The sequence below is a fragment of the Sphingopyxis sp. KK2 genome (assembly GCF_001990265.1).
Lineage (GTDB): Bacteria > Pseudomonadota > Alphaproteobacteria > Sphingomonadales > Sphingomonadaceae > Sphingopyxis.
This window is the reverse complement of the sequence record NZ_LYVN01000003.1, coordinates 39,973-65,009: the sequence shown is the minus strand read 5'-3', so window position 1 is coordinate 65,009 and position 25,037 is coordinate 39,973. Positions and strand designations below refer to the sequence as shown.

Annotated in this window: 27 protein-coding genes; 15 read left to right on the top strand and 12 right to left on the bottom strand. The window is 66.7% G+C overall.

Translation table 11 applies throughout. The features are described 5' to 3' along the window. Window positions 1-32: 32 nt before the first annotated feature. Window positions 33-1,040, bottom strand: coding sequence for a MipA/OmpV family protein (locus tag B1A78_RS22465; protein WP_179101948.1), 1,008 nt, complete (start codon window positions 1,038-1,040; stop codon window positions 33-35). Window positions 1,041-1,160: 120 nt separating this feature from the next. Between B1A78_RS22465 and B1A78_RS22460 the strand changes: the two genes are divergently transcribed. The 3 genes from B1A78_RS22460 to B1A78_RS01095 all read left to right on the top strand — a co-directional run bounded on the left by B1A78_RS22460 (window position 1,161) and on the right by B1A78_RS01095 (window position 3,275). Next, entirely contained in the window at window positions 1,161-2,045 is an 885-nt protein-coding gene (locus B1A78_RS22460; protein WP_077145195.1) for a hypothetical protein, read from the top strand. A 54-nt stretch (window positions 2,046-2,099) separates the two neighbouring features. Then, window positions 2,100-2,909 (top strand): hypothetical protein, encoded by an 810-nt coding sequence (locus B1A78_RS22455; protein ID WP_077145194.1) that lies wholly within the window; start codon window positions 2,100-2,102, stop codon window positions 2,907-2,909. A gap of 114 nt (window positions 2,910-3,023) precedes the next feature. Then, window positions 3,024-3,275, top strand: a complete 252-nt coding sequence (locus tag B1A78_RS01095; protein WP_077145193.1) for a hypothetical protein — start codon at window positions 3,024-3,026, stop codon at window positions 3,273-3,275. Between the two features lie 6 nt (window positions 3,276-3,281). Here the strand turns inward: B1A78_RS01095 and B1A78_RS22450 are convergent, their stop codons facing one another. Then, complete coding sequence (locus tag B1A78_RS22450; RefSeq protein ID WP_077145192.1) at window positions 3,282-4,235, bottom strand: cell envelope integrity protein TolA; 954 nt, start codon at window positions 4,233-4,235, stop codon at window positions 3,282-3,284. A gap of 174 nt (window positions 4,236-4,409) precedes the next feature. On the opposite strand from B1A78_RS22450, the gene dxs reads away from it, so the two are divergent. Genes dxs through B1A78_RS01075 form a run of 3 tightly spaced genes read left to right on the top strand, consistent with a single transcriptional unit; the run spans window position 4,410 to window position 7,428 of the window. Further along, the gene (dxs, locus tag B1A78_RS01085) at window positions 4,410-6,338 is read left to right on the top strand and encodes a 1-deoxy-D-xylulose-5-phosphate synthase (protein ID WP_077145209.1); all 1,929 of its coding nucleotides are present in this window, start codon (window positions 4,410-4,412) and stop codon (window positions 6,336-6,338) included. Next, on the top strand, window positions 6,335-6,763 hold the full coding sequence (locus tag B1A78_RS01080; protein ID WP_077145191.1) for a hypothetical protein: 429 nt from the start codon (window positions 6,335-6,337) through the stop codon (window positions 6,761-6,763). Before dxs ends, B1A78_RS01080 begins: the two co-directional genes overlap by 4 nt. Beyond that, window positions 6,760-7,428, top strand: a complete 669-nt coding sequence (locus B1A78_RS01075) for a hypothetical protein (protein WP_077145190.1) — start codon at window positions 6,760-6,762, stop codon at window positions 7,426-7,428. Before B1A78_RS01080 ends, B1A78_RS01075 begins: the two co-directional genes overlap by 4 nt. Window positions 7,429-7,580: 152 nt before the next feature. On the opposite strand, the gene B1A78_RS01070 is transcribed toward B1A78_RS01075, so the two are convergent. The 8 genes from B1A78_RS01070 to purE all read right to left on the bottom strand — a co-directional run bounded on the left by B1A78_RS01070 (window position 7,581) and on the right by purE (window position 16,178). Beyond that, the gene (locus tag B1A78_RS01070; protein ID WP_077145189.1) at window positions 7,581-7,997 is read right to left on the bottom strand and encodes a DUF3035 domain-containing protein; all 417 of its coding nucleotides are present in this window, start codon (window positions 7,995-7,997) and stop codon (window positions 7,581-7,583) included. Window positions 7,998-8,023: 26 nt separating this feature from the next. Beyond that, the gene (gene lspA, locus B1A78_RS01065; protein WP_077145188.1) at window positions 8,024-8,545 is read right to left on the bottom strand and encodes a signal peptidase II; all 522 of its coding nucleotides are present in this window, start codon (window positions 8,543-8,545) and stop codon (window positions 8,024-8,026) included. A 3-nt stretch (window positions 8,546-8,548) separates the two neighbouring features. Further along, entirely contained in the window at window positions 8,549-11,629 is a 3,081-nt protein-coding gene (gene ileS, locus B1A78_RS01060) for an isoleucine--tRNA ligase (protein ID WP_077145187.1), read from the bottom strand. A 247-nt stretch (window positions 11,630-11,876) separates the two neighbouring features. Further along, complete coding sequence (locus B1A78_RS01055) at window positions 11,877-12,806, bottom strand: bifunctional riboflavin kinase/FAD synthetase (protein ID WP_077145186.1); 930 nt, start codon at window positions 12,804-12,806, stop codon at window positions 11,877-11,879. 118 nt (window positions 12,807-12,924) lie between these two features. Then, window positions 12,925-14,106: a dipeptidase gene (locus B1A78_RS01050; protein ID WP_077145185.1), complete on the bottom strand. Its 1,182-nt coding sequence runs from the start codon at window positions 14,104-14,106 to the stop codon at window positions 12,925-12,927. After that, a complete protein-coding gene (locus B1A78_RS01045; protein WP_077145184.1) occupies window positions 14,106-14,603 on the bottom strand; it encodes a dihydrofolate reductase in 498 nt (165 codons plus the stop codon). The genes B1A78_RS01050 and B1A78_RS01045 overlap by 1 nt, the downstream gene beginning before the upstream one ends. Next, on the bottom strand, window positions 14,600-15,676 hold the full coding sequence (locus B1A78_RS01040) for a 5-(carboxyamino)imidazole ribonucleotide synthase (protein WP_077145183.1): 1,077 nt from the start codon (window positions 15,674-15,676) through the stop codon (window positions 14,600-14,602). Before B1A78_RS01040 ends, B1A78_RS01045 begins: the two co-directional genes overlap by 4 nt. A 4-nt stretch (window positions 15,677-15,680) precedes the next feature. Next, complete coding sequence (purE, locus tag B1A78_RS01035) at window positions 15,681-16,178, bottom strand: 5-(carboxyamino)imidazole ribonucleotide mutase (RefSeq protein ID WP_077145182.1); 498 nt, start codon at window positions 16,176-16,178, stop codon at window positions 15,681-15,683. A gap of 186 nt (window positions 16,179-16,364) precedes the next feature. Between purE and B1A78_RS01030 the strand changes: the two genes are divergently transcribed. From B1A78_RS01030 to B1A78_RS01015, 4 genes are all read left to right on the top strand, one after another. Continuing rightward, a complete protein-coding gene (locus B1A78_RS01030; protein ID WP_077145181.1) occupies window positions 16,365-17,009 on the top strand; it encodes a GGDEF domain-containing protein in 645 nt (214 codons plus the stop codon). Window positions 17,010-17,077: 68 nt separating this feature from the next. After that, window positions 17,078-17,407 (top strand): hypothetical protein, encoded by a 330-nt coding sequence (locus B1A78_RS01025; protein ID WP_077145180.1) that lies wholly within the window; start codon window positions 17,078-17,080, stop codon window positions 17,405-17,407. A gap of 23 nt (window positions 17,408-17,430) precedes the next feature. Next, entirely contained in the window at window positions 17,431-18,000 is a 570-nt protein-coding gene (locus tag B1A78_RS01020) for a hypothetical protein (RefSeq protein ID WP_077145179.1), read from the top strand. Window positions 18,001-18,103: 103 nt separating this feature from the next. Then, the gene (locus B1A78_RS01015) at window positions 18,104-18,559 is read left to right on the top strand and encodes a Dps family protein (RefSeq protein WP_077145178.1); all 456 of its coding nucleotides are present in this window, start codon (window positions 18,104-18,106) and stop codon (window positions 18,557-18,559) included. A 258-nt stretch (window positions 18,560-18,817) separates the two neighbouring features. Here B1A78_RS01015 and B1A78_RS23280 read toward each other — a convergent pair whose 3' ends face one another. Next, window positions 18,818-19,597 carry a cold-shock protein gene (locus B1A78_RS23280; protein WP_077145177.1) on the bottom strand — a complete coding sequence of 260 codons (780 nt, stop codon included), beginning with the start codon at window positions 19,595-19,597 and terminating at the stop codon, window positions 18,818-18,820. Between the two features lie 261 nt (window positions 19,598-19,858). Between B1A78_RS23280 and B1A78_RS01005 the strand changes: the two genes are divergently transcribed. The 5 genes from B1A78_RS01005 (at window position 19,859) to B1A78_RS00990 (ending at window position 24,182) form a co-directional block, all read left to right on the top strand. After that, the gene (locus B1A78_RS01005; RefSeq protein ID WP_077145176.1) at window positions 19,859-20,476 is read left to right on the top strand and encodes a ribonuclease D; all 618 of its coding nucleotides are present in this window, start codon (window positions 19,859-19,861) and stop codon (window positions 20,474-20,476) included. Window positions 20,477-20,489: 13 nt separating this feature from the next. Further along, the gene (lptC, locus tag B1A78_RS01000; protein WP_077145175.1) at window positions 20,490-21,128 is read left to right on the top strand and encodes an LPS export ABC transporter periplasmic protein LptC; all 639 of its coding nucleotides are present in this window, start codon (window positions 20,490-20,492) and stop codon (window positions 21,126-21,128) included. After that, entirely contained in the window at window positions 21,125-21,706 is a 582-nt protein-coding gene (locus B1A78_RS00995) for an LptA/OstA family protein (RefSeq protein WP_083733690.1), read from the top strand. Before lptC ends, B1A78_RS00995 begins: the two co-directional genes overlap by 4 nt. Window positions 21,707-21,860: 154 nt before the next feature. Beyond that, on the top strand, window positions 21,861-22,013 hold the full coding sequence (locus tag B1A78_RS22445; protein ID WP_179101947.1) for a hypothetical protein: 153 nt from the start codon (window positions 21,861-21,863) through the stop codon (window positions 22,011-22,013). 354 nt (window positions 22,014-22,367) lie between these two features. Beyond that, window positions 22,368-24,182 carry an ABC transporter ATP-binding protein/permease gene (locus B1A78_RS00990; RefSeq protein WP_077145174.1) on the top strand — a complete coding sequence of 605 codons (1,815 nt, stop codon included), beginning with the start codon at window positions 22,368-22,370 and terminating at the stop codon, window positions 24,180-24,182. On the opposite strand, the gene B1A78_RS00985 is transcribed toward B1A78_RS00990, so the two are convergent. Continuing rightward, on the bottom strand, window positions 24,179-24,895 hold the full coding sequence (locus B1A78_RS00985; protein ID WP_077145173.1) for a hypothetical protein: 717 nt from the start codon (window positions 24,893-24,895) through the stop codon (window positions 24,179-24,181). The genes B1A78_RS00990 and B1A78_RS00985 overlap by 4 nt on opposite strands. Window positions 24,896-25,037: the final 142 nt, after the last annotated feature.

Below are 25,037 nucleotides of genomic sequence, written 5' to 3'. Positions count from 1 at the left end.
GAAATGCGCGGAACCGTGGAAGAAGGTTCCGCCTAGAACTGGTAGGCGAGGCCGATGCCGCCGAGCCACTGGTCGACGCTGCCCGCGTCGGCGACGATCGGCGAATCGGCGTAGCGGCCGAGCATGCGGCCATATTGCGCACCGCCGATCAGCACGAAGCCCTTGCGCAGGTCGCCCGACAGGCCATAGGCGCCCGCGATGCCGAGCGTATATTTGCCCGCGGTGGCCTTGGCCCCGGCGCGATTATAGACCGGCAGGCCGCTCGCGGCGCTGCCGAGCGGATCGACATCGAAATAATAGCGGCCGAAGCCCTTGCCATAGATGTTCGTCGACGCCGAGACGCCGATGAAGGCGCGCTTCGACAGCGGGGTGCCGTAATCGATGGTGGGCGACACGACCCAGCTGCCATGCTTGCCCGAAATATCCTTGAGCCCGACGACGCGCAGCCCGACCTGGTCGTAACCGCTGGTGACGATGCCGGTGTGGGTGATGCCCGCCGAAACGCCGAGTTCGACCGCCATCTTCTTTTCGCCGAGCGCCTCGACCTGCACATCCTTGATCCGGCCGGTGCGGTCGCTGCGCAGGTTGATGATCGGGCCGAATTTCAGGTCGGTCTTTTGTCCGCGCTTCTGGCGGATCAGGTCGACCTGGAAATTGGTGCCGCGGGTCGAAAAGGCGAAGCCGCTGAGCCGCCCGCGGACATAGAAGCCGGGCAGGATCACGCGGTCGTCGGAGCCGTTGTAGCTTGGCGCGGTGATCACGCCGCCGGCGACCGAGATATAGTCGCGGGCCCATTTGCGATCGTCGTCGTCGCCCTCGGGCGAGGCGGTGGGCAGCAGAATCGATTCGTCGATCTCGCGGTCTTGCAGATAGGCGGCGGGCGCGATGAGCGGCGCCGGGCGGATCGGCGCGGCATCGGCCACATCGAGTCCGGCGAGATCATAGCCGAGCGCGGGGCCGTCCATCGCCTGTGCCGGCGCGGCGGCAGCGAGCAGCAGGGCCGACAGCGCGAAACGGGAGAGAAAGGCGGGCATCGGCATGCGGTGTCGGTTCCTGTTGGTCTTGCCCCTGTCGACAGGGGTGTAAGTGAAGCAAGGGGTCTTGGAAAGACAGAGACTTGTCGAGGCCGTATTTAGTTCCCATGACGGGGCGATGACCCGATGTTTCTGCCCTTCGCCGCCTTGCGCGCGCCTGAACCGCTGCCCGAACCGTTGATGGCGCTGTTCGGGCCGAAGCGGCCGCTGGGAGCCGCGGAATGGGAATGGCAGCTCGCCGGTTTTCGCTGGCTGCTCGAGGAATTCGATGGCCTCGACAAGCATCGGGCGAGCCTGTTGGCGACGCCCGACGGCGCCTGTTTTCCCGACAGCACGCTTCGCGGCGATGCCCGCGCCGAGGAACTGCTGCGCCAGATCATGACCATATCCGAGATATCCGACTGGCCGGTCCGGCTGGTCATGGAAGATGGCGAACCCGAATTGCGCGCGGTGTCGCAAATGCATGCGATCACGCCCGAAACCGGCTGGGCGCTGGGGACGTTCCAGTTGGTCGACGACGGCGAGGGCGGCCGGCTCGCCGAGATCGTCGCGAGCCGCCAGCAATTGCGCGACGAGGCGGCGCTCGTCGCGACGCTGGCGCATGAGGTCGCGCATTATCTGCTGTCGAGCAGCGACCGTCCGATGCCGGGCGGCGAGGATTGCCACGAACTGCTGACCGACCTGACCGCGGTGTTCCTGGGCTTTGGCATCTTCCTGGGCAACAGCGCGCGTTATGCCGGTCACACGCCCGCCGAGGCCGGACAGATCGGCGGATGGTATCTGTCGGGTTCGCAGGGCTATTTGTCCGAACGCGCGTTGATGTCGGCGCTCGCGATCAGCGAGATGCTGGCGGGGCGCGATCCGATGGCGGCGGTACCCTATCTGAAGCCGCACCTCGCGAGCGACCTGAAACATGCCGCGCGCTATGTTGCGCGGCGCGACATAGCGGCTGACGTCATGGCGGTCGACCTTGCCGACTATGGCGTGCCCGCCGCCGGAGCGCCGTCTTAACCGCTTGTTTCGACTGATCCGCTTAGGCTTCGGCGAACGGCGAGGGGGGCGGCTATGCGCGGACGCATCACGATCATGGCGATGGCAACGGGCCTGGCGGGCGCGCTGGTCGCCTGTTCGAGCGCGCCCGCGCCGCCGCCGCTGTCGGGACGCACGGTCGCATCGCGCTGCCTGGGCACCGACCTGCCGGTCGAAACGGCGGTGGCGCTGTTCGGCGTCTATGAGGGCGAGCCCGGTCCGGGCGAGCGGCCGCGCGAATTTCGCGAACATCGGCCGATGCGCGTCGCGGTCGAGACGGGCGACGGGCGCGGCCCCGAAGTGCTGATCCTCTCCTCCTATGAGCCCGTCATCTGGGACGTGTCGGCGGTCGCCGAAAACGACCTGCGCGGCATCGTCGCCTATGGCTATTATCGGCCGCAGGTCGTCGGCGCGCCGCGCGATATGCCCGTCCGGCTGGTGTCGCTGCGCATCAGCGACGCCGACCGGGGGCCGGTGCTGGTCGGCGGCAATGACCCGGCCGCCGCCCCGGTCCCCGCCGCGAGCCGCGACGGTCGGAGCGCCGATTGCGGCGATCCGGCGTGGGTCTATCGCATCGGGGCGCCGCTCGACCGGCTGTCGCGCGATGTCGAGCAGGGGATCGGGCTGCCGATCGGCGCCTTTGTCGGCACCTACAAGGCGTCGGCGCTGTCGCTGCAGAACCCCCCGCCCGCGACGCGCGTCGAGACGGGAACGATCGAGGATTGCGCGGGCGACCGGACCCCCGAATGCGCGGCCCGGCAGCACGAGCAGATCGAACGGCTGCGCGAAAAGAGCTTTCGCACGAAATGGCGTGACGATCCGTGGGGACAGGGCAGCGGCGGCTGACTTTGCCGGCGGCGCGCGCCGGATTCTTGCGTTGCCGTGATTTCCGAGCCGTGGAATGTTCCATTTCACTCGAAATCGCTTTAGCGGCGTGCGGATGCCTATGAGGACGAGACGATGAACCGTGCGGGACGCCTGATCGGCTATGCGCTGATGGCGGGCGCCGTGCTGCTCGCGATCGCGATGCGCAGCGGGCAGATGACCTCGGTCGGGCCGTTCCCGGTCGCCGCGGTCGCGCTGCTGCTCGGCATGATCGGCGTCATGCTGGTGTTCACCGACCTGATGGTGCGCGGGCTTTATGCGCAGGTCGATGCCGCGAAGCGCGCCGAGGAGGCGTCCGAAGCCGGCAAGGACGACGCCGCCGGCTAGCGCGCGTCAGTTCGGCGCCGGGCAGCGCGAGCGGTCGCCCTTGTTGCACGCGTCGATATCGGCATTGGCCTTGGCAATGCGCGCGACCTCGGCCTGATGCGCGGCGGTGGCGGCGCGATAATCGGCCTGCTGCTTTTCATACTCCGCCTGCTTGCGGTCGAATTCGGCCTTTTTGCGTTCGAAGTCGGCGACCTTTTCGGCCTGGATGCGCTTTGCCTCGGTATCGGCCTTCAGCCAGGCGGCGGCGGCGGCATTCTGCTCGGCGTTGAGCGTGCCGGTCTGCGACGGCGGCAGCTCGACCGGCACGGGGCCTGCCGGCTTGGCCGGGGTCGCGGCGACGGGCTTGGGCGCGGGTTTGGGATTGGCGGGTGCGGCGGGCTTGGCGGCAGCGGTGCCGCGTCCCGAGAGATAGTCGCTGCGCAGCCGGTCGGCTTGCCTGGTGTCGCAATTGTTCGCGCGCTTGCCCGCCCAATTGTTGCAGCCGTTGACGAAGGTCACCGGCTGGTCGGGGTCGAGTTCGTCGAACTCCTCGGCCTCGATATCATAATAGGCATTGTAGCTGACCGGACCGTTCAGGACGCCGCGGTCGGCGGTGCCGATGAAGCGCTTCGAATAATAGTCGCCGGTCTCGTCAAGGTCGATGTAGAGCGTGCCCTTGCCGCTGATCAGCCCGTTCGCGTCGCACGCGCCGGTCCATTCGAGCAGCGTCACCCCGCCCGATCCATAGCGTTCCTTGACGAATTTGGTCCCCGCGCGGTCGAGCCCCATGCCGCCATGGTTGGCGATCATCATGCACTGGCCGGTGCCTTTCTTGACGGTCTGGAGCGACCAGGTCGTTCCGGCATAGGGGCCGTAATTGGCGTCGTCGGTCTGCGCCGCGGCGGGCGCCGGGGCCAGTGCGAAGCATGCCGCCGCACAAACGCCGCCGATCGTCGATGCCCATGTCCTGAATGTCGTCATAGCCGGTCCCTCTGCGCGATGTCCCCACGATCGGGCGCGCGCGAAGCTGAGTCGATCGGCGGGCAAATTGCAACTCGAAACAAATTGGTAGCGCCGCGCCGCGTTATCGACAGCGCGGTTTCGGCCGGACCCTTTTCGTTCGACAGCTTCGGCGGCACCCGGTATGACGGCGCGATGACCGATCGTCCGTCCACACCGCTGCTCGACACGGTGGATGTCCCCGCCGACCTCCGCAAGCTGAAGCCCGAAGACCTCCGCCAGTTCGCCGACGAGCTGCGCGCCGAGATGATTTCGGCCGTCGGCACGACCGGCGGGCATCTGGGCAGCGGGCTGGGCGTGGTCGAGCTGACCACCGCGCTCCACTATGTGTTCGACACCCCGCGCGACAAGATCGTCTGGGACGTCGGACACCAATGCTATCCGCACAAGATCATCACGGGGCGCCGCGACCGTATCCGCACCCTGCGCACCGGCGGCGGGCTGTCGGGCTTCACCAAGCGCAGCGAGAGCGAATACGATCCGTTCGGCGCCGCGCACAGCTCGACCTCGATCAGCGCCGCGCTTGGCTTTGCGATCGCGAACAAGCTGAAGGACGAGCCCGGCCGCGCGATCGCGGTGATCGGCGACGGGTCGATGTCGGCGGGCATGGCCTATGAGGCGATGAACAATGCCGCCGCGGCGGGCAACCGGCTGATCGTGATCCTCAACGACAACGACATGTCGATCGCGCCGCCGGTCGGGGGCCTCAGCGCCTATCTCGCCAAGCTGGTGTCGTCGCGGCCGTTCATCGAGCTGCGCGAGATCGCGCGGCGCTTTGCGCGCAAGCTGCCCGAGCCTTTGCACAAGGCGGCGAAGAAGACCGACGAATATGCGCGCGGCATGGCGATGGGCGGCACGCTGTTCGAGGAGCTCGGCTTTTATTATGTCGGCCCGATCGACGGGCATAATCTCGACCATCTGATCCCGGTGCTCGAAAATGTCCGCGACAGCGACCATGGCCCGGTGCTGATCCATGCCGTCACGGTCAAGGGCAAGGGCTATGCCCCCGCCGAGGCGGCGGCCGACAAATATCATGGCGTCCAGAAATTCGACGTCGTGACGGGCGTGCAGGCGAAGGCACCGCCCGGACCGCCGCAATATCAGAATGTCTTCGGCGAAACGCTCGCCAAGCTCGCCGACACCGACAAGCGCATCGTCGCGATCACCGCCGCGATGCCGTCGGGGACCGGGGTCGACAAATTCGCGAAGGCGCATCCCGACCGGACTTTCGACGTCGGCATTGCCGAACAGCATGCGGTGACCTTTGCCGCCGGTTTGGCGGCGCAGGGGATGCGGCCGTTCGCCGCCATCTACTCGACCTTCCTCCAGCGCGCTTACGACCAAGTCGTGCACGATGTGGCGATCCAGAATTTGCCGGTGCGTTTCGCGATCGATCGCGCCGGGCTGGTCGGCGCCGACGGTTCGACGCATGCCGGCTCGTTCGATGTGACCTACCTCGCGACGCTGCCGAACATGGTGGTGATGGCGGCGGCCGACGAGGCCGAGCTCGTCCATATGACCTATACGGCGGCCGAATATGACGACGGCCCGATCGCCTTCCGCTATCCGCGCGGCAATGGCACCGGGGTGCCGCTGCCCGAGGTTCCGCTGAAGCTCGAGATCGGCAAGGGGCGCGTCGTGCGCAGCGGCAAGACGGTGGCGATCCTGTCGCTCGGCACAAGGCTCGCCGAGGCGCTGAAGGCGGCGGACACGCTCGAGGCGCGCGGACTTTCCACCAGCGTGATCGACCTGCGCTTCGCCAAGCCGCTCGACGAGGAGCTGATCCGCAAGACGCTCGCAAACCATGAGGTCTGCGTGACGATCGAGGAGAATAGCGTCGGCGGGCTGGGCGCGCATGTGCTGACGCTGGCGAGCGACGAGGGGCTGATCGACGCGGGGCTGAAGCTGCGCACGATGCGCCTGCCCGACGCCTTCCAGGACCAGGATTCGCCCGACAAGCAATATGACGCGGCGGGGCTCAACGCGCCGCAGATCGTCGATACGGTGTTGAAGGCGCTGCGCCACAACAGCGCGGGTGTCGAAGAGGCGGGCGCGCGGGCTTGAACGGCTGGTGGTTCGCCGCTGGCTGCGTCGGACTTTACCTGCTGCTGTGGGCTTTCTCGGCCAGAAAATGGAGAAAGCAGGCGCTCGCGCTGGCCGAGCGGCGGCCGAATCCGAGCCGGGAAGAATTTCCGGTCATGCTGGCCGGCGATTGTGAGCGCGACGTCGCCGAGTTCCTGTGGGACGAGCTGCTGCCCGAATGGAGTTGTTGGTACGCGGGGCTGACCCCGCATCCCGACGATGATTATCTAAAGGACCTGCCGATCGACGACGAGGAGCCGCAGGACTGGTTCGAGCATTATTGCGACAGCCGGGGGCTCGATTGGCAGCGCTGGGCGAACTGGGACCGGAACCGGCCGACGACGGTCCGCAATTTCGCGCGCTGGCTGCAGTCCGGGCTTGCGCCCGCGGCGGACGCCGCCGAATGAACTTCTTCAACCTTCTGCAATCGCTCGACGAGCTGTTGTACGAGGTGATGTCGTGGCTGGTCTTCTACCCGATCACCTTGTGGCGCACGCTCGTGCGGCCGCTGCAGATGATGGATTATTCGGACCTCGAGCAGGGCGACGCGAGCGACCAGCAATATACCGACACGCTGAGTCCGCCGCTGTTCCTGCTGCTGTCGCTGATCCTCGTCCATGCCGCCGAGATCGCGCTGGTCGGCAATGACGCGGTGGTGGCGAGCAAGGTCGGGCTGTCGGCGTTCGTCAGCACCAACACCGACCTGATCATCCTGCGCATCGTCACCTACAGCCTGTTCCCGGTGATGATGGCGACGCGGCTGGTGCGGGCGAAGGGCTTGCAGGTCAACCGCGACACGCTGCGCGCGCCCTTTTACAGCCAATGCTATGTCGCCGCGGTGCTCGCGATGCTGCTCGGGACCGGGGTGATCCTGATCAAGCTGGGGCACGACTGGTCGATCCTCGCGGGCGCTGCGCTCGCGATCTTCGGCCTCCTTTGGTTCGGTTTCCTGCAGACGGCGTGGTTCAACCAGCATCTGAAATGCGGCCGGCTGCGCGCCTTTGGCCATGCGTCGCGCGCGATGGTCGAAAGCCTGGTCGCGATGGTTGCGCTGTCGAGCCTGTTCAACTGATCCCGCTCGGCAGCGTCAGGAAAATCTCACGCAAAGGCGCAAAGGCATGAAGAAGAGGGCGCAACCATGCGGCCTGGTCGCGTGCCGTCCCGGCGCCGGATATGGAAAGGGCGGCCGAGGCCGCCCGTTTCCGTTTTCGATGATGACCCCGATCAGCCGGGGATTGCGGCGCTCGCGTCGCGGCCGTCGCCTTCGGGCGAGACGAGGATGTCGCGGGTGACGAGGCCCTTGTCGACGACGTCGGTGGTCGGGCTGCCGACCTGGCTGCGGATGCCGGGGTCGGCGCGGTTGCCGTCGGCGCTGCCGATGATCGCACCCTCGGTCGCGCTGCGCGGTGCGGCGCCGCCGAAGAGCGCGCGCAGCGTCTGTTCGGCGGTGGTTTCGCCGCCGGGACGCGCGGCGCCGGGGGCGGGCGGGGTTAGCGAATAGTCGGGCGGCACGATCAGCGGCGCCTGGCGCGAGACGCGCATTTCGTCGGGACGGTCGCGGCTGAACAGATTGTTCGACCCGCAGGCGGCGAGCGTCGATGCGGCCAGGGCGGCGCAAAGGATGGCGGTGGTCCGGTTCACTTGAAAATCACTCCTGTACGCCCCGTTTAATTCGCGGCGGGCTTGTCGTCCGCCTTCGGGGCCTTTTCGCCCAAGAGCAGCGCGCGCGCAACCAGCAAAAGCACCCCGATGGTGATGCACGCATCGGCGACGTTGAAGATGAGGAAGGGGCGGAAATCGCCGAAATGCAGGTCGGCGAAGTCGACGACATAGCCGAAGCGGACGCGGTCGACGATGTTGCCGAGCGCGCCGCCGAAGATCAGCGCCAGCGCGAAAACGTCGCCCTTAGCCTTTTCGCGCGTCATCCAGATCAGCACCGCGCTCGCCACCGCGGCGGTCACCGCGACGAGGATCCAGCGCATCGTCTCGCCCCCGTCGGCGAACAGCGACAGCGAGATCCCGGTATTTTCGGCCCAGGTCAGGCGGAAGATCGGCAAGATGTCGATCACGCGCTTCGCCTCGAGCGACAGCGGGGCGATGACGATCCACTTGCTGACCTGGTCGAGCAGGAAGGCGAAGGCGGCGATGATCAGGCCGAACTTCAGGTGCGGCGAACGGGTGCTGGGCATGGCTTAGCTCAATACCGTGTCGCAGCGATTGCACAAGGCGCCGTCCTCGACGACCTCGGGCAGGTGGCGCCAGCAGCGGCCGCATTTGTGGTCGGTGGTTCGTGAAACACCGATCAATACACCGTCGCCGTATTCTTGAATGGGAACGACATTGGTCTCACCGTCGGTCTCCACCATCGCCAACAAACCGACTTGGCCGGAGATAAAGAGTTCTTGGAAGTCGAAGGTTTCGTCCGTCCAATCGTCCAAGCCAGAGTTGGCGAGGACGACATTTGCTTCCAAACTGGAACGAACAACCTTCTCTCGGCGGAGAGGCTCGATAGCTTCGTTGACGTGCGAGCGCAGCGCGCGCAACTGCGCCCAACGCTTCATCAACTCGTCATTCCCGCGAAGGCGGGAATCCAGCTTTTCGCCTTCGTTGCTGGAAGAAGCTGGACCCCCGCCTTCGCGGGGGTGACGGATTAAGGTGTCGAGGTTGGGCCACTCCAGCAGATGCACGCTGCCCGCGTCGGGATAGCGCGTGCCCCATGTCTCTTCGCTCGTGAACACCAGCACCGGCGCGGCGTAGCGGACGAGCGCGTGGAAGAGGATGTCGAGCACGCTGCGATACGCGCGGCGGGTGTCGGTGCCGAGCGGCGCGGCGGGGCCGAGGTCGCAGTAGAGGACGTCCTTGCGGATATCGAAATAGAAGGCCGACAGGTCTTCGTTGCAGAAATCCGACAAGAGGCGTGTGTAGCTGTTGAAGTCGAAATCATCGACCGCCTGCGCCATCTTCGTATCGAGCTCGGCGAGCAGCGAGAGCATATAGCGCTCGAGCTCGGGCATCGCGGCGACGTCGGTGATGCGTTCCTCCTCGCTGAACCCGTCGAGCGCGCCGAGCAGGTAGCGGAAGGTGTTGCGCAGCTTGCGATACTGGTCGGCGACGCCCTTGAGGATTTCGTCGCCGATGCGGTGGTCCTCGGTGAAGTCTACCGAAAGCGCCCACAGGCGGATGATGTCGGCGCCGTTGGTTTCCATCACCTTAACCGGGTCGGTCGTGTTGCCGAGCGACTTCGACTGTTTGAAGCCTTTGCTGTCCATCGTGAAGCCGTGCGTCAGCACCGCCTTATACGGCGCCTGCCCGCGCGTGCCGCAGCTTTCGAGCAGGCTCGACTGGAACCAGCCGCGATGCTGGTCGCTGCCTTCGAGATAGAGGTCGGCGCTGTGCGTGCCGCCGTCGTGGCGGACGAGCGCGGGCCACCTGCCACTCTCCAGCACGAAGGCGTGGGTGCAGCCCGAATCGAACCAGACGTCGAGAATGTCGGTGATGCGCTCAAAATCGGCGGCGTCATATTTGTCGCCGAGATAGTCCTGCGCGCGCGCGTCGTTCCACGCGTCGACGCCGCCCTCGCGCACCGCCGCGACGATGCGGTCGTTGACGACCGGATCGTTCAGATACTGCCCGGTCTTGCGGTCGACGAAGAGCGTGATCGGCACGCCCCATGCACGCTGGCGCGACAGCACCCAGTCGGGGCGGCCCTCGACCATCGATCCGATGCGGTTGCGGCCCTTGGCGGGGACGAAGCGCGTGTCGGCGATCGCCTGCATCGCCGCCTGCCGCAGCGTCGGGGCGTCGCACAGATCCTCCTCATGCGGATTGATCGCGCCGCCCTCATTCTCCCAGCGCTTTTCGCGCGGGGTCTTGGGCTCGATATGCGTCATCACCTTGTCCATCGGCACGAACCATTGCGGGGTGCAGCGGAAGATGACCTTGGCCTTCGAACGCCAGCTGTGCGGATAGCTGTGCTGGTAATCGGCCGACGCCGCGAGCAGGCCGCCGGCTTCGCGCAGGTCGGTGCAGATCGGGCCGTCGGGGGCGTTGAACTTGGGGTTGATCACCGATCCCTGACCGCCGAGCCAGCCCCAGTCGGCGCGGTACTTGCCGTCGCCCTCGACCGCGAAGACGGGGTCGAGCCCGTTCGCCTTGCACAGGTCGAAGTCGTCCTCGCCATGGTCGGGCGCCATATGGACGAGCCCGGTGCCGCTGTCGGTGGTGACGAAATCGCCCGCGAGGAAGGGACGCGGGCGCGCGAAGAAGCCGCCGAGCGCGTGCATCGGGTGGCGGGCGATGGTACCGGCGAGGTCGGAACCTTTGATGGATAATTTCGGCTCGGAAAAGAATGCCGTGCCAAGGTCGCCAAAGCCCTTCTTGAATCGGGCTTCAGCCTCTTTGACGAGGTCTTTGGCAATCAAATAGAATCCCGGCTCGCCAACCGCGGGGTTTTCCGCGTGAAAGCTTTCGACCAGCCAATATTCGATCTCCGGCCCATAGGCCAAAGCCTGGTTGACCGGGATCGTCCACGGGGTGGTCGTCCAGATCACGGCATGCGCGCCGACCAGCTCGGCGATCGGACTTTCGACGATCTCGAACGCCACGTCGATCTGGGTCGAGACGATATCCTCATATTCGACCTCGGCCTCGGCGAGCGCGGTCTTTTCGACCGGCGACCACATCACCGGCTTGGCGCCGCGATAGAGCATGTCGTTCGCGGCGAACTTCAGCAGTTCGCGGACGATGGTGGCCTCGGCCTCATAATCCATCGTCAGGTACGGATGGTCCCAGTCGCCGCCGATGCCGAGGCGCTTCAGCTGCTCGCGCTGGGTATCGACCCAATGCTGCGCATAGGCGCGGCATTCGGCGCGGAACTCCTCGACCGGAACCTCGTCCTTGTTGAGCTTTTTCTTGCGATACTGCTCCTCGACCTTCCACTCGATGGGCAGGCCGTGGCAGTCCCAGCCGGGGACGTACGGGGCGTCCTTGCCCTTCAGCGTCTGGGTGCGGACGACCATGTCCTTGAGGATATGGTTGAGCGCATGGCCGATGTGCATGTCGCCATTGGCGTAGGGCGGGCCGTCGTGGAGGATGAACTGGTCGCGGCCCTTGCGGCTTTCGCGAATCTGCGCCTCCAGATTGCCCGCGATCCATTTGGCGAGAATTGCCGGCTCCTTCTGCGGCAGGCCGGCCTTCATCGGGAAGTCGGTCTTGGGCAGGAAGACGGTGTCGCGATAGTCGCGCTGCTCGGCGGTGGGCGTGCTGTCGGTCATGGTGCGCGGCGCTTAGCGCAGATTCGCGTGGGCGCAAAGCTTATGGGTTGGGCTGGATGGGGTTCACGCGGAGACGCGGAGACGCGGAGGAAAAAGATAGAGGGGATTCGGGCAGAGGCCGCAGAGGCTGCAGAGGGGAGGGAAATAAGGGCGGCGAAGCCGCCACTCTCATTTCTTCTCCGCGTCTCCGCGTCTCCGCGCGAATAGAAACTCTGCGCTCTCTGCGGCCTCTGCGCCTCTGCGCGAATCATATGTCGGTGAGCAGTGCCTTCGCCTCGTCGCAGTCGACTGCGATCTGCGCCATCAGCGAGTCCATCCCGTCGAATTTCGCCTCCGGCCGGATAAAGGCGTGGAAGGCGACGTCGATTTCCTGGCCGTAGAGATCTTCGGCGAAGTCGAAGAAATGCGGTTCGAGCAACTCCTTGGGCGGATCGAAGCTCGGGCGGATGCCGAGGTTGGCGGCGCCCTTGAGCATGCGACCGTCAGGCAGCCGGCCGGTCACCGCATATATGCCGTAACGCGGGCGGAGATAATTGCCCATGTCGATATTCGCGGTCGGGAAACCGAGCAGGCGGCCGTTCTTGTCGCCGTGCTGGACGATGCCGCGCACGGTGAAGGGGCGGGTCAGCAGGTGTGCGGCGGTCGCGCAGTCGCCCGCCTGCAGCGCCTCACGGATGCGGCTCGACGAGATCACCGCGTCATCGGCATCGACCGGCGCGACCATTTCGGTGAAGAAGCCGAGGCGGCGGGCATGGTCGGCGAGCGTCACGACGTCGCCGCCGCGACCCTTGCCGAAGACGAAGTCGGCGCCGGTGACCACGCCCTTGGCGCCGTAGCGACCCAGCAGCAATTCGGTGATGAAATCCTCGGCGCTCGTGCCCGCGAGCGCGGCATCGAAGGGGAGGACGAGCATCGCGTCGGCACCGGCGGCGGCGAACAGCTCCTGCCTTTGGTCGAGCGTGGTGAGGCGGAAGGGGGCGGCGTCGGGCTTGAAGAAGCGCACCGGATGCGGGTCGAAGGTCGCGACGATCGCCGGGCGACCCTCATCCTGCGCATGGCGCACCGCGCGGCCGACGACCGCCTGGTGCCCGGCGTGGAAGCCGTCGAAATTGCCGAGCGCGATCACGCCGCCGCGCAGATCGCCCGCGATCCGCTGGTGGCCGTCGAGGCGGATCATGATCGCACCTCTCCCCGTTCGTGCTGAGCTTGTCGAAGCACCGTCCTTCTCTTTCCCGCCGTGGAAAGAAAGAACAGCCCTTCGACAAGCTCAGGGCGAACGGATTGGGAGGGGCGCGTCATGGAGCGGGCGGGGTCAGCGGGACGAGCCCCGCGCTCAGCACGCGGATCGCATTGCCGCCCATCGCGGCGCGAATCTCGTCGTCGCTGAAGCCCGCGTCGATCAGCGCCTGGGTGATCTGGACGAGCTGCGCGGTGTCGAAACGCACCGTGGTGGCGCCGTCATAGTCGCTGCCGAGCGCTACATGCTGGATGCCGACGAGGTCGCGGACATGCTTCATCGCCTTCGCGATGCTCGCGGGCGAGGTGTCGCACACGGCGGCGTCCCAATAGCCGATGCCGATCAGCCCGCCGGTCGCCGCGACGCCGCGGATTTGCGCGTCGTCGAGGTTGCGGTTGACCTTGCACGTCGCCTGCACCCCGCCATGGCTCGACACCACGGGACGGCGCGCCATCTTGAGGATATCGGCGACGCACGCCTTCGAGCAATGCGCGACGTCGACGATCATGCCCTTGGCTTCCATGCGGCTCACGACCTGCCGCCCGAGCGGGGTGAGCCCGCCCTTCTTGAGCCCGTGCATCGACCCCGCGAGGTCGTTGTCGAAGAAATGGGTGAGCCCCGCCATGCGGAAACCGGCGGCGTAGAGCTTGTCCAAATTGGCGATGTCGCCTTCGAGATTGTGCAGCCCCTCGATGCTGAGCATCGCGCCGGTGGCGAGCGGCTTGCCCTGCCGCGCTGAAAGGAGCGCCTCAATGTCTTCGGGGGTCGCGACTGCGCGGAGCTGGCCGTTCGACGCCTTGGCATCTCGGTGGAGCTTGGTCGCATGCCACAGCGATCGTTCGAGCAGCGAATCCCAAGTGCGGATCGGCTGGAGCTGCGCGATGACGAGGCCGGTGATATTGTCGCTGTCGGCGCCATTGGCGTCGTAATTCTGCCCCTTGGGCGACTGGGTCGTGCTCGCGAGGACCTGCAGCGCGACATGGCCGTCCTGCAAGCGCGGCAGGTCCATATGGCCGCGGTCGGCGCGCGTCAGGAAATCGCGGCTCCACAGCAGGCTGTCGCTGTGCAGGTCGACGATGGTCAAGGTCGCGTGCAGCGCCTTTGCCCGCGCGCTGACCTGCGGCAGCGGCTTGCCGTCGATCTTGTTGAGCCCGCGTTCGATGACGCCGGGCGCGAAGCTGAAGAAAGCGAGCGCGGCGAGCGCGACGACGAGCAGGATGCCGGTGATCCAGCGGCGCATCAGCGGTCCTTTCGGGTGAAGGTGACGAAGCTGTAGGCGGGGCGGCCGGCGTCGTCGGCGCCATGGTCCTCGCGCGCCGCCTCGACCCAGCCGGCGGGGTCGGGATAGGCGATCGACGCGTCGCCCGCGGGGGTGAGCGCGACCTCGGTCAGCTCGATACGGTCGGCGAGGGGCAGGAACATCGCATAGATTTCGGCGCCGCCGATCACCATGACATGCGGCGCATTGGCGAGGCGCAGCGCATCGTCGATGCTTGCGACGGGCTCGGCGCCTTCTTCCTGCCAGTCGGGATCGCGGGTGAGCACGATATGGCGGCGGCCCTCGAGGATCGCGGGCAGGCTGTCGAAGGTCTTGCGCCCCATGATCATCGGGCGCCCCATGGTGAGCTGCTTGAAACGGCGGAGGTCGGCGGGCAGGTGCCAGGGCATCTTGCCATTGGCGCCGATCACGCCGTTCGCCGCGCGTGCCATGATGAGCGTGATTTCGGGGTGGTTCATGCCGCGGGTTCCGAACCCACCCAAGTTGCGTGACCGAGCTTGCGCCCGGGGCGCACCTCGGTCTTGCTGTAATGGTGGACGTGGCAATGCGGGTCGGCGAGCAGGTCGGGTACCGCGGCGATGTCCGCGCCGATCAGGTTGCGCATTGTCACCGGCAGCGCGCGCGTCGCGGTGCTGCCGAGCGGCAGTCCTGCGACCGCGCGGATATGATTTTCGAACTGGCTCGTCTCGGCCCCCTCGATCGTCCAATGGCCGCTGTTGTGGACGCGCGGCGCCATCTCGTTGAAGACCGGGCCGTCGTCGGTCGCGAAAAATTCGCCGGTGAGCACGCCGACATAGTCGAGCGCGTCGGCGATGCCGGCCATCATCGCGCGCGCCGCATCCTGCTGTTCGAGGACGATCGGCGGCGGCGGCAGGCTCGCGGTCGCGAGGATGCCGGCGTCATGGACGTTGACCGTCGAATCCCAATAGCGGATCTCGCCATCGATGCCGCGCACGAGGATCACCGAAAATTCATGGGCGAAGTCGACGAAGCCTTCGAGCACCGCCGAATGGCGGCCGATGCTTTCCCATGCGGTGTCGGCGTCTTCGGACGTGGCGAGGCGCGCCTGCCCCTTGCCGTCATAGCCCATGCGCACGGTCTTGAGGATCGCGGGCGTGCCGATGCCCGCGATTGCGCCATCGAGCGCGGCGCGGCCCGGCACCGCGGCGAACGGCGCGGGGCGGCCGCCGAGGTCGGCGACGAAGCTTTTTTCGGTGAGCCGGTCCTGCGCGATCTCGAGCCCGGCGGCGCCGGGGCGCACCGCGACATGCCCCGACAGGAAACGCACGGTGTCGACGGGGACATTTTCGAATTCGAAGGTCACCGCATCGCAGGCGGCGGCAAAGGCGGCGAGGCGCGGCTCGTCGTCCCACGCCGCCTGGCTGTGGTGCGCGGTGACCTCGGCCGCCACACTTTCCGCATCCGGCGCATAGATATGGACCTTGAAGCCCAATTGCGCGGCGGCGACCGCGAGCATGCGGCCGAGCTGGCCGCCGCCGAGGATGCCGATCGTCGAACCGGGGGGCAGCAAGGCGTCAGCCCTCGCGCACGGGGGTCGGCGCGACGCTTTCCGACTGCGCGGCGCGCCAGGCATCGAGCTGGCCCGCGAGCGCCTCATCCTCGTTCGCGAGCAGCGCGGCGGCGAACAGGCCGGCGTTGGTCGCGCCCGCCTTGCCGATCGCAAAGGTCGCGACGGGGATGCCGCCGGGCATCTGGACGATCGAATAGAGGCTGTCGACGCCGCTGAGCGCCGCCGACTGGACGGGCACGCCGAGCACGGGCACGCGCGTCATCGACGCGACCATGCCGGGCAGGTGTGCGGCGCCGCCGGCGCCCGCGATGATCGCCTTGAGCCCGCGGTCGGCGGCGCTTTTGGCATAGGAAATCAGGCGGTCGGGGGTGCGGTGCGCCGAGACGATCTGCACCTCGTGCGCGATGCCGAAGCTTTCGAGGATGTGGACGGCGTGCGCCATCGTCGGCCAGTCGGACTGGCTGCCCATGATCACGCCCACCAGCGGCGCCCTATCGCCCATCCCTCATATCTCCCTGTCGCGGCGAGTCATCGCCGCGCCCATCCCCTAGCGGCTCGCCCCCGCGCGGGCAACGGCATGAAATCTCATGCCCGGCGTTTACCGATTGGTATCAAGTGGTCGCTAGCATCGGCGCTCACAAGAGACTGTCGGCGTCCGGCCGGCGTGGGTTCGCTGCGGGGATTTGGGATGGACAGCATTGGGGGGGCACGGATCGCGGTCGATCATCTGACCGCCGTACCCGTCGTCTCCATCGAGGACCAGCTGCGCGACGTTCGCCGCGAACGCGACGCGCTGCGCCGCGAGAATCGCGTGCTCAAGATCGCGGTCGCCGAGCTTGAGCGCGTGTCCGAACGCGACACGCTGACCCCGCTGTTCAACCGCCGCTATTTCCTGACCGCGATCCACCAGCGCCTCGCGCGCTTCGCACGGCACGCCGAAAGCGCCGCGGTGGTGTTCGCCGACGTCAACCAGCTCAAGTTCATCAACGACAGCTTCGGCCATGCCGCGGGCGATTTCGCGCTGATCCAGATCGCCGACCGCCTGCTGTCGTCGATCCGCGCGACCGATGTCGCGGCGCGCATCGGCGGCGACGAGTTCGGGCTGATCCTCGACCAGTCGACCGAGGCCGGCGCGCGTGCGCAGGTCGAGCGGCTCTGCGAGGTGCTTGCGGCCGCCCCCGCCGTCTATGACGGGCGCGAGATCGCGCTGTCGGCGTGCTTCGGGGTCGCGATGCTCGCGCCCGACATGACCGAATCGGACATCCTCGCGGCCGCCGACCGCGACATGTATCGCTGCAAGCAGGGGCAGGATCGCCCGCTCGGGCACCGCTGACGGTCTCTAAACCGCGCATTAACCAAATGAGCGCATCGTCGGACGCCTAAAGGACCAGGGGGCGTCAGATGTTGCATCACCATGACCCGAACCACGATATCCAGAGCCGGATTACCGGGCAGATCGGCGCGCTCGCCGAAGCGCTGCCGCATTGCGCGCTGACGCAGATCGTCCAGGGCGTCGACGATATCCGCTGCCTCGCGCGCGACCATGGCTTCGCCGCGGTCGAGACGCTGGCGAGCCGGCTCGAATCGGCGGTCGCCGCGGGCGGCTATCGCGCCGCGATCCTCACCTATCTCGACGCGATGAGCGACGCCGCCAGCGTACCGCGCGGGCCGATGGCGCCCGCCGCGCAGGAAGCCTGGCTCGCATCGGTGGCGCTGCGCCTCGGGCATTGAGCGCTTAGCAGGACCGGTTTTTCATGGATGCGATCATGGTTGCGCTCGTCGCGGTGGCGCTGGCCAATGCCGACGGGCGGACGGGCAGTTTCCTGTCGCGACTGCTTGCGGTGCGCGGCGACCGGCGGCTGGTATTCGGCCTCGCGGTCGGCGCCTTTATCGTCAATGCGGTGATCGCGGCGGTCGCCGGATCGGTCGCCAACCGGATGATCGGGCAGGGCATCGTCATCCTGCTCGTCGCCTTTGCCCTGCTGTCGGCGGCGGTGTCGCTCGCCTGGCCGTGGCGGACCGGACCCGAGGCGGAGAGTCTGGCGGAAACGCCGGCGCCGCTGCTCGGCGGGCGGATGCTGCTGCTCCAGTTCGGCGACCGCAGCCATTTCCTGATCGGCGCGCTCGCGGCGACGAGCGGCGCGGGCCATTGGGCCGCGGCGGGCGGCCTCGCCGGGTGGATCCTCGCGATGCTGCCGTTCCTCGCCTTCGGCCCCGAACTCGCCGGGCAGCGCGCGGCGAAGGTCGTGCGCTGGCTGGGCGTTTTGGTGCTCGCGGTCTGGGGGCTGCGCAGCGGCATGGCGGCTTTCGGCCTGCTGGGATAAAAGTCGAAGTTTGATCGATTTTATCGATCATATAATATGAAAGTCTAAGTGGGCATGTGGCGCCCGACCTCTCTATATCCGGGCGACAGGAAAGGAGGGTCCCATGCCCGAACATAATCAGCCCAAGGTCGCCGACGCGCTCAACGCGCTGCTCGCCGACAGTTTCGCTCTCTATCTCAAGACGAAAAATTATCACTGGCACGTCCAGGGGCCGCGCTTTCGCGAGCTCCACCTGCTGTTCGACGAACAGGCGACGCAGGTCCTCGCCACCACCGACCTGATCGCCGAGCGCGTGCGCAAGAATGGCGCCGCGACCTTGCGCTCGATCGGCGACGTCGGCCGCCGCCAGTCGATCAAGGACGATGACGCTGCGGGTGTCGACGCCGAGGCGATGGTCAAGGCGCTCGCCGCCGACAACCGCACGCTGCTCGCGCAGCTCAAAGAGGTGAAGGCCGCCGCCGAACGCGACGCCGACATCGCGACGAGCGGGCTGGTCGACGGCTGGGCCGACGAAACCGAACAGCGGATCTGGTTCCTGGAGGCGACGGCAGGCTATTGATTACTGCTCTCTCCCCTTGAGGGAGAGATACGAAGGCTTGGCAGCTTGCTGCCTAGCCGCAGTTGAGAGGGGATTTTGCGTCTGCCTGCGCTGCACCCCCTCACCAAGCTTCGCTAGCTCCTGACGGAGCAAGCTGCGCTATCCTCTCCCTCAAGGGGAGAGGAGTGCATGCCCGCCCCGTCACCGAGCCGTCAATATTCCCCCAACGAAAAAGGGCGGCCTCTCGGCCGCCCTTTTCCTTGTCCGTTCGAACCGAAATCAGTCCTGCGACGGCTGGATATTCACCGCAGCGAATTTGCCGCGATCATCGACTTCGATGTCGAAAGCGACGCGGTCGCCTTCCTCGAGGCCGGCCATGCCCGCACGCTGCACCGCGCTGATGTGGACAAAGGCGTCGGCCTGTCCGTCGTCGCGCGCGATGAAGCCGAAGCCCTTGGTGGTGTTGAAGAACTTCACCGTGCCCGAGGTGCGTTCGCCGGTCAGCTGGCGCCGGCCGCGCGCACCGCCCGGTGCCGGACGGTCGCCGCCGAAGCCGCCGCGGTCGTCACGGCGCGGCGGGCTGTCTTCGATCGGCATCGGTTCGCCTTCGATCTTGAGATCGATGGCCGACACCTTGCCATTGCGTTCGACGAGGGTGAAGCCGAGCGGCTGGCCCGAGGCCAGGCCCTGAAGCCCCGCCTGTTCGACCGCGCTGATGTGCACGAACACATCTTCGCCGCCATCGTCGCGTGCGACGAAGCCGAAGCCCTTCGACGGGTTGAAGAATTTGACGGTGCCATTGCCTTCGCCGACGACCTGCGCCGGCATGCCGCCGCCACGTCCGCCGCCGAAGCCACCGCCGCCACGATCGCCGCCGCCGAAGCCGCCGCGGTCACCGCCGCCGAAACCGCCCCCACGGTCGCGATCGCCGAAGCCGCCACGGTTGCCGCCGCCATAGCTGTCGCCGCCATAGGGTGCCGGTTCGAAGCTGTCGAAATTGCCGAAATCATCGCGCTTACCGCGCCCCCGATGGCCACGGCGGTCTTTGTTGAAACTCATTGTCTGATAGTCGCTTTCGGTCGTCCACGCTCCGTCATACCGGCTCCTTGCGCCGGACGGAGACGCAGTTCACCCTGGACACAGACTCGCCCCGTGCCGCTAACGGCGCAATATATAACCTAAATGCGAGCGTCCTGCGAACAGAAAATTCAAGGGGCCCGTCGCGTTGCGGGCAGCATCCGTCGCACGCCTGTGCCACCCCCATGCCGCGGGTAAAACCAGTCATTGAGCAGCAAGGCCGCTTGGCCTAAGGCGAGCGGCATGACTGTCTATTTCCATGAAGAGGATCTGCCCGAGGGCGTGCTGGGTCCGGGTGCCGTTGCGATCGATACCGAGACGATGGGTTTGAACCCGCTGCGCGACCGGCTGTGCCTCGTCCAGATCAGCGACGGGTCGGGCGACGAGCATCTGGTGCGCTTCGGTCCTGGCAGCGCCTATGACGCGCCGGTGCTCAAGGCGATATTGACCGATCCCAACCGTTTGAAATTGTTCCATTTTGCACGATTCGACATCGCCGCGCTGCAGCATGCGCTCGGCGTCGTTACCGCGCCCGTCTATTGCACCAAGATCGCCTCGCGGCTGATCCGCACCTACACCGACCGCCACGGACTCAAGGAACTGGTGCGCGAATTGCTCGGCCAGGAAGTGTCGAAGCAGCAGCAGTCGAGCGACTGGGGCGCCGCGGTGCTGACCGATGCGCAGCGCGACTATGCCGCGAGCGACGTGCGCTTCCTGCACGCGATGAAGGAGATCCTCGACGCGCGGCTGGTGCGCGAGGGACGCATGGAAATCGCGCAATCCTGTTTCGACTTCCTGCCGACGCGCGCGGCGCTCGACCTCGCCGGCTGGCCCGAGGCCGATATTTTCGCGCATAGCTGAAGGGGCGATTCGCATGTCCGCGCGCGCCGACCATGACCGCACGATGCGCCAGCTGTGGGCGACCAGCGGGTCGAGCCACGACCGCGTCATCAAGATCCTGCGCTTCGGCCTGCCGCTGGTGATCGGCGTTGTCGGCGCGGTGCTGATCTTTTCGCCCTTCACCCAGCGCGCCGAGGTCAGCTTCCTGCTCTCCAAGGACAAGGTCGAGGTCGCCAAGGAGCGGATGAAGGTGACGCGCGCCGAATATCGCGGGCAGGACACCAAGGGCCAGCCCTTCGCGCTCGTCGCGGGCAGCGCGGTGCAGAAAAGCTCGGCCGAACCGGTGGTGCGGATGGAGCAATTGTCGGGCGCGATCAACCTCGCCGACGGCCCCGCGACGATCGCGGCGGCGGCGGGGCAATATAATATGGATACCGAACAGGTCGCGGTCCCCGGCGCGGTGCGCGTGCGCAGCGCCAACGGATACCGGATCGACGCGAGCAATGTCGCGATCGATCTGAAGTCGCGCAGCCTGACGGGCAGCGGCGGTGTCACGGGCGCATTGAACATCGGCAATTTTTCGGCCAACGCGCTGTCGGCCGACCTCGACACGCGCGTCGTCCGCCTGTCGGGCAACGCCCGGCTGCGAATCAATCAGGGAGTGCTGAAATGACCGCAACGTCGCGCCTGTGGGGTCCGCGCAGCCTGGCGATCGCCGGGGCGAGCTTCGTGCTGACCAGCCTCGCGATCCTGTCGAGCGGCAGCGGCGCCCCGGCGCAGGCGCAGGCGCTCGCCAACCACAACAGCAATGCGCCGGTCGATTTCAGCGCCGGCAGCATCGAGGTGCAGGACCGTTCCGACCGCGTCGTGCTGTCGGGCGGGGTCACCGTGACGCAGGCGGGCATGACCGTGACGTCGCAGCGGATGACCGTCGCCTACACGCGGCAGGGCGGCACCGACGTCAATCGGCTCGACGCGACCGGCGGCGTCGTGGTGACCAAGGGCGACGAACGCGCGACGGGCAATGTCGCGATTTACGACCTCGACCGGCGGCTGATCACGATGGTCGGCAATGTCCAGCTGACCCAGCGCGGCAACCGGCTGAACGGCGGGCGGCTGGTGATCGACCTCAATTCGGGGCGCGCGACGGTCGACGGCCGCGGCGCCACGCGCGGACCCGACGGTAATGTCGTGCCGGGTGCGGGCGGCCGGGTGACCGGCACCTTCACCGTCCCCGAACGCAAGCAGTAAGCCGCCCCGCAGCGCGGCGCGAAGATGGTAAAGGGCGCGTCCGCCCTTTCCCTGCACGCGTCCTTCACCATCGCGCGCCAAGGTCGCGGCGGGACCAGATCATCTGCGGCACCGGGGGGTGCAAAGCCGCGCAACGAAAGGCGCCTTGCCCCCTATGCGCTTCTCCCCCCTGCTTCCGCCGCGCCGTCCCCTGTTCGGCCGGCGCCTGACCACGATCGAAACCCCCGAACTCGCGGGGCCGACCCCCGACGAACGGCGGCTGATCGACCGCCTGTTGCGGCGCGCGGGCTATCGCGATTCGCGGTAGGCTGTCCCGCGCAGGAAGCAGGAAGAAGAATCTCACGCAAAGCCTGTCCTGAGCGCCCGCAAGGCAGTCGAAGGGGCGCAAAGGCGTGAAGAAGAAAGAGATTCTCACACGAAGACACAAAGAGGGCGCGCCTGGCCAGCGGGCGTCGTCCCGTCGCCGCAGGCGATATTTCCAATTGCGCTTCGCGCGAGCCTCGCCCCGCGCCGGCGGCATGGACTGCCCTCTTTGTGTCTTTGTGTGAGCCCCTTTTCTTTGCGCCTTTGCGCCTTTGCGTGAGACGAAAATAACACCGCGCCCGAAGGTCCGGCCAACCCGGCTTGGCGTCGCACGCCCGCCACCCTACATAGGCCGCGCATGCCGCCCGATACGCAAACTTCCGCCGAGGCGGCCAGCGAACCGCCCGTCCTCGCGACGTTGCGGCGCTTCCTTCCCTATCTCTGGCCCGCCGGACACACCGAGCACAAGATCCGCATCGTCGCCGCGGCGCTCATCGTGCTCGCGTCGAAGGGCGTGCAGCTGTCGATGGGCTTTCTCTATGGCGCCGCGATCGACAAGATGGCGCCGGGGATGGAAGAGGGCGTCGCGCTCGCGATCGGACTGGTGCTTGCCTATGCCGGCGCGCGCTTTGCCGGGGTGCTGTTCGACAATATGCGCAACGTCGTGTTCGAGCGCGTCGGGCAGGATGCGACGCGCGAACTCGCGATCGCGACCTTCACCCACCTCCACGCGCTGAGCCTGCGCTTCCACCTCGCGCGGCGGACCGGCGAGGTGACCAAGGTGATCGAGCGCGGGACCAAGAGCATCGACACGATGCTTTATTTCCTGCTTTTCAACATCGCGCCGACGGTGATCGAGCTGGTCGCGGTGCTGGTGATCTTCTGGACCAAGTTCAGCTTCGGGCTCGCCAGCGCGACCGCGCTGATGGTGATCCTCTATATCATCTTCACGCGCAAGGTGACCGACTGGCGCAACGCGCTGCGCGTGCGGATGAACGACCTCGATACGCTGACCGTCGGGCGCAGCGTCGACAGCCTGCTCAATTACGAGACGGTCAAATATTTCGGCGCCGAGGAGCGCGAGGCGGCGCGCTATCGCGACGTCGCCGACCAATATGCGCGCGCCGCGGTGAAGAGCGAGAACAGCCTCGCCTGGCTCAACATCGGGCAGAGTTTCATCACCAACGCCGCGATGGCGGGGGCGATGGCCTATACCGTGTGGGGCTGGTCGACCGGCGAATATAAGGTCGGCGACGTCGTGCTGGTGAACACCTTGCTCGCGCAGCTGTTCCGCCCGCTCGACATGCTCGGCATGGTCTATCGCGTGATCCGCCAGGGGCTGATCGACATGGAGGCGATGTTCCGCCTGATCGACACCCCGCCCGAGGTGCGCGACGCCGAGGGCGCCTGGCCGCTCGTCGTGAGCGGCGGCGCGGTGGCGTTCGACAATGTCGTGTTCGGTTACGAGCCCGACCGCACGATCCTGAACGGCGTCAGCTTCGCGGTCGGCGCGGGCGAGACGCTGGCGATCGTCGGGCCGTCGGGTGCGGGCAAGTCGACGATCGCGCGGCTGCTCTTCCGCTTCTATGACCCGCAGGGCGGGCGGATCACGATCGACGATCAGGATATCGCCAAGGTCACGCAGGCCAGCCTGCGCGGCGAGATCGGCATCGTCCCGCAGGACACGGTGCTGTTCAACGACAGCATCGGCTATAATATCGCCTATGGCCGCGAGGGCGCGAGCGCCGGTGATATCGCGGCGGCGGCCGAGGGCGCGGCGATCGACAGCTTCATCGCGCTGCTGCCGCAGGGCTATGACACCGAGGTCGGCGAGCGCGGGCTCAAGCTGTCGGGCGGCGAGAAGCAGCGCGTCGCGATCGCGCGCACCCTGCTGAAAAACCCGCCGATCCTGATCCTCGACGAAGCGACGAGCGCGCTCGACAGCCGCACCGAGGCCGCGATCCAGGCAACGCTCGAGCGGATTGCGGAGCGGCGCACGACGCTGGTGATCGCGCACCGGCTGTCGACGGTGGTGAACGCCGACCGGATCATCGTGCTCGACCGCGGCCGCGTGGCGGAGACGGGGACGCACGAAGAGCTGCTGCGGATGCGCGGGCTCTATGCCGACATGTGGGCGCGGCAGCAGGCGGAGAAGGAGGAGGGGACGGTTTAGTTTTCGCAGTCCTTCGTCGTCACCGCGATATGCCAGCTCGGATCGGTCGGAATATCGGCGCCCTTGATGTGCGGCTTCACCAACTGGAGCAACCGGGCGGCGAGTTCGCCATGGTGATCCGGGACATTGCCGCTTCCCGAGGTTGTTCGGCCCGCCTTGCGCCGCTCGAAGCTGACGCTCGTGCCATCGAGGACGCCTTCGTTGCTGCCGTCATATCCTTCGGTTTTCGCATCGAACCATGACGCGAACTGGCGATAATCGGTTGGCGACAGCGTGAAGGTGCGGCGCTTCATCGCCAAGGGCGCGCGAGAGTCGCAGGCATCCTCCGATAGCGTCACAAACTCGGCCGCGACCGAGGACTCGCGTTTATTAGCCGGGATCAGCGAGAGCGCGTAACTGTGCAGGCTCAGCGAGGGCTCAATAACGATCCGGAAGGAATCGGGTGCATCCTGCGATGCCGTCGGCAGCGCCGCGAGCAGTGCCGCGGATTCTTCGAGACCCTCCGATCCAATATTGGTCAATGGGCCGTCATGGGTGCGGGTCGACTCGCGGTATCGCAGGTCAATCTGGCGTCTGTCCCACCAATCCGATCCGACCATGAAGGCGATGAAGAGCAACTGGATGCCGACGAGGGTGGTGGTCAGGTAGCCGATGCCGTGAAGAATCCGAAGCCTGCGCGACTTTGGGGCCGACGGGGGCGTGGCGGTGGTCATGGTGTCCGGCCTTCGATGGCGTGATATGAAGTCTCATAGCTGAGGGGTCGGAGATAGGCCACAGTTGAGAGCGTGTGCCGACCGCCCTGTCGCGAAATCGCCGCCCCCACCGTCAATAAAATTTACAAATTTGTAAGCAATT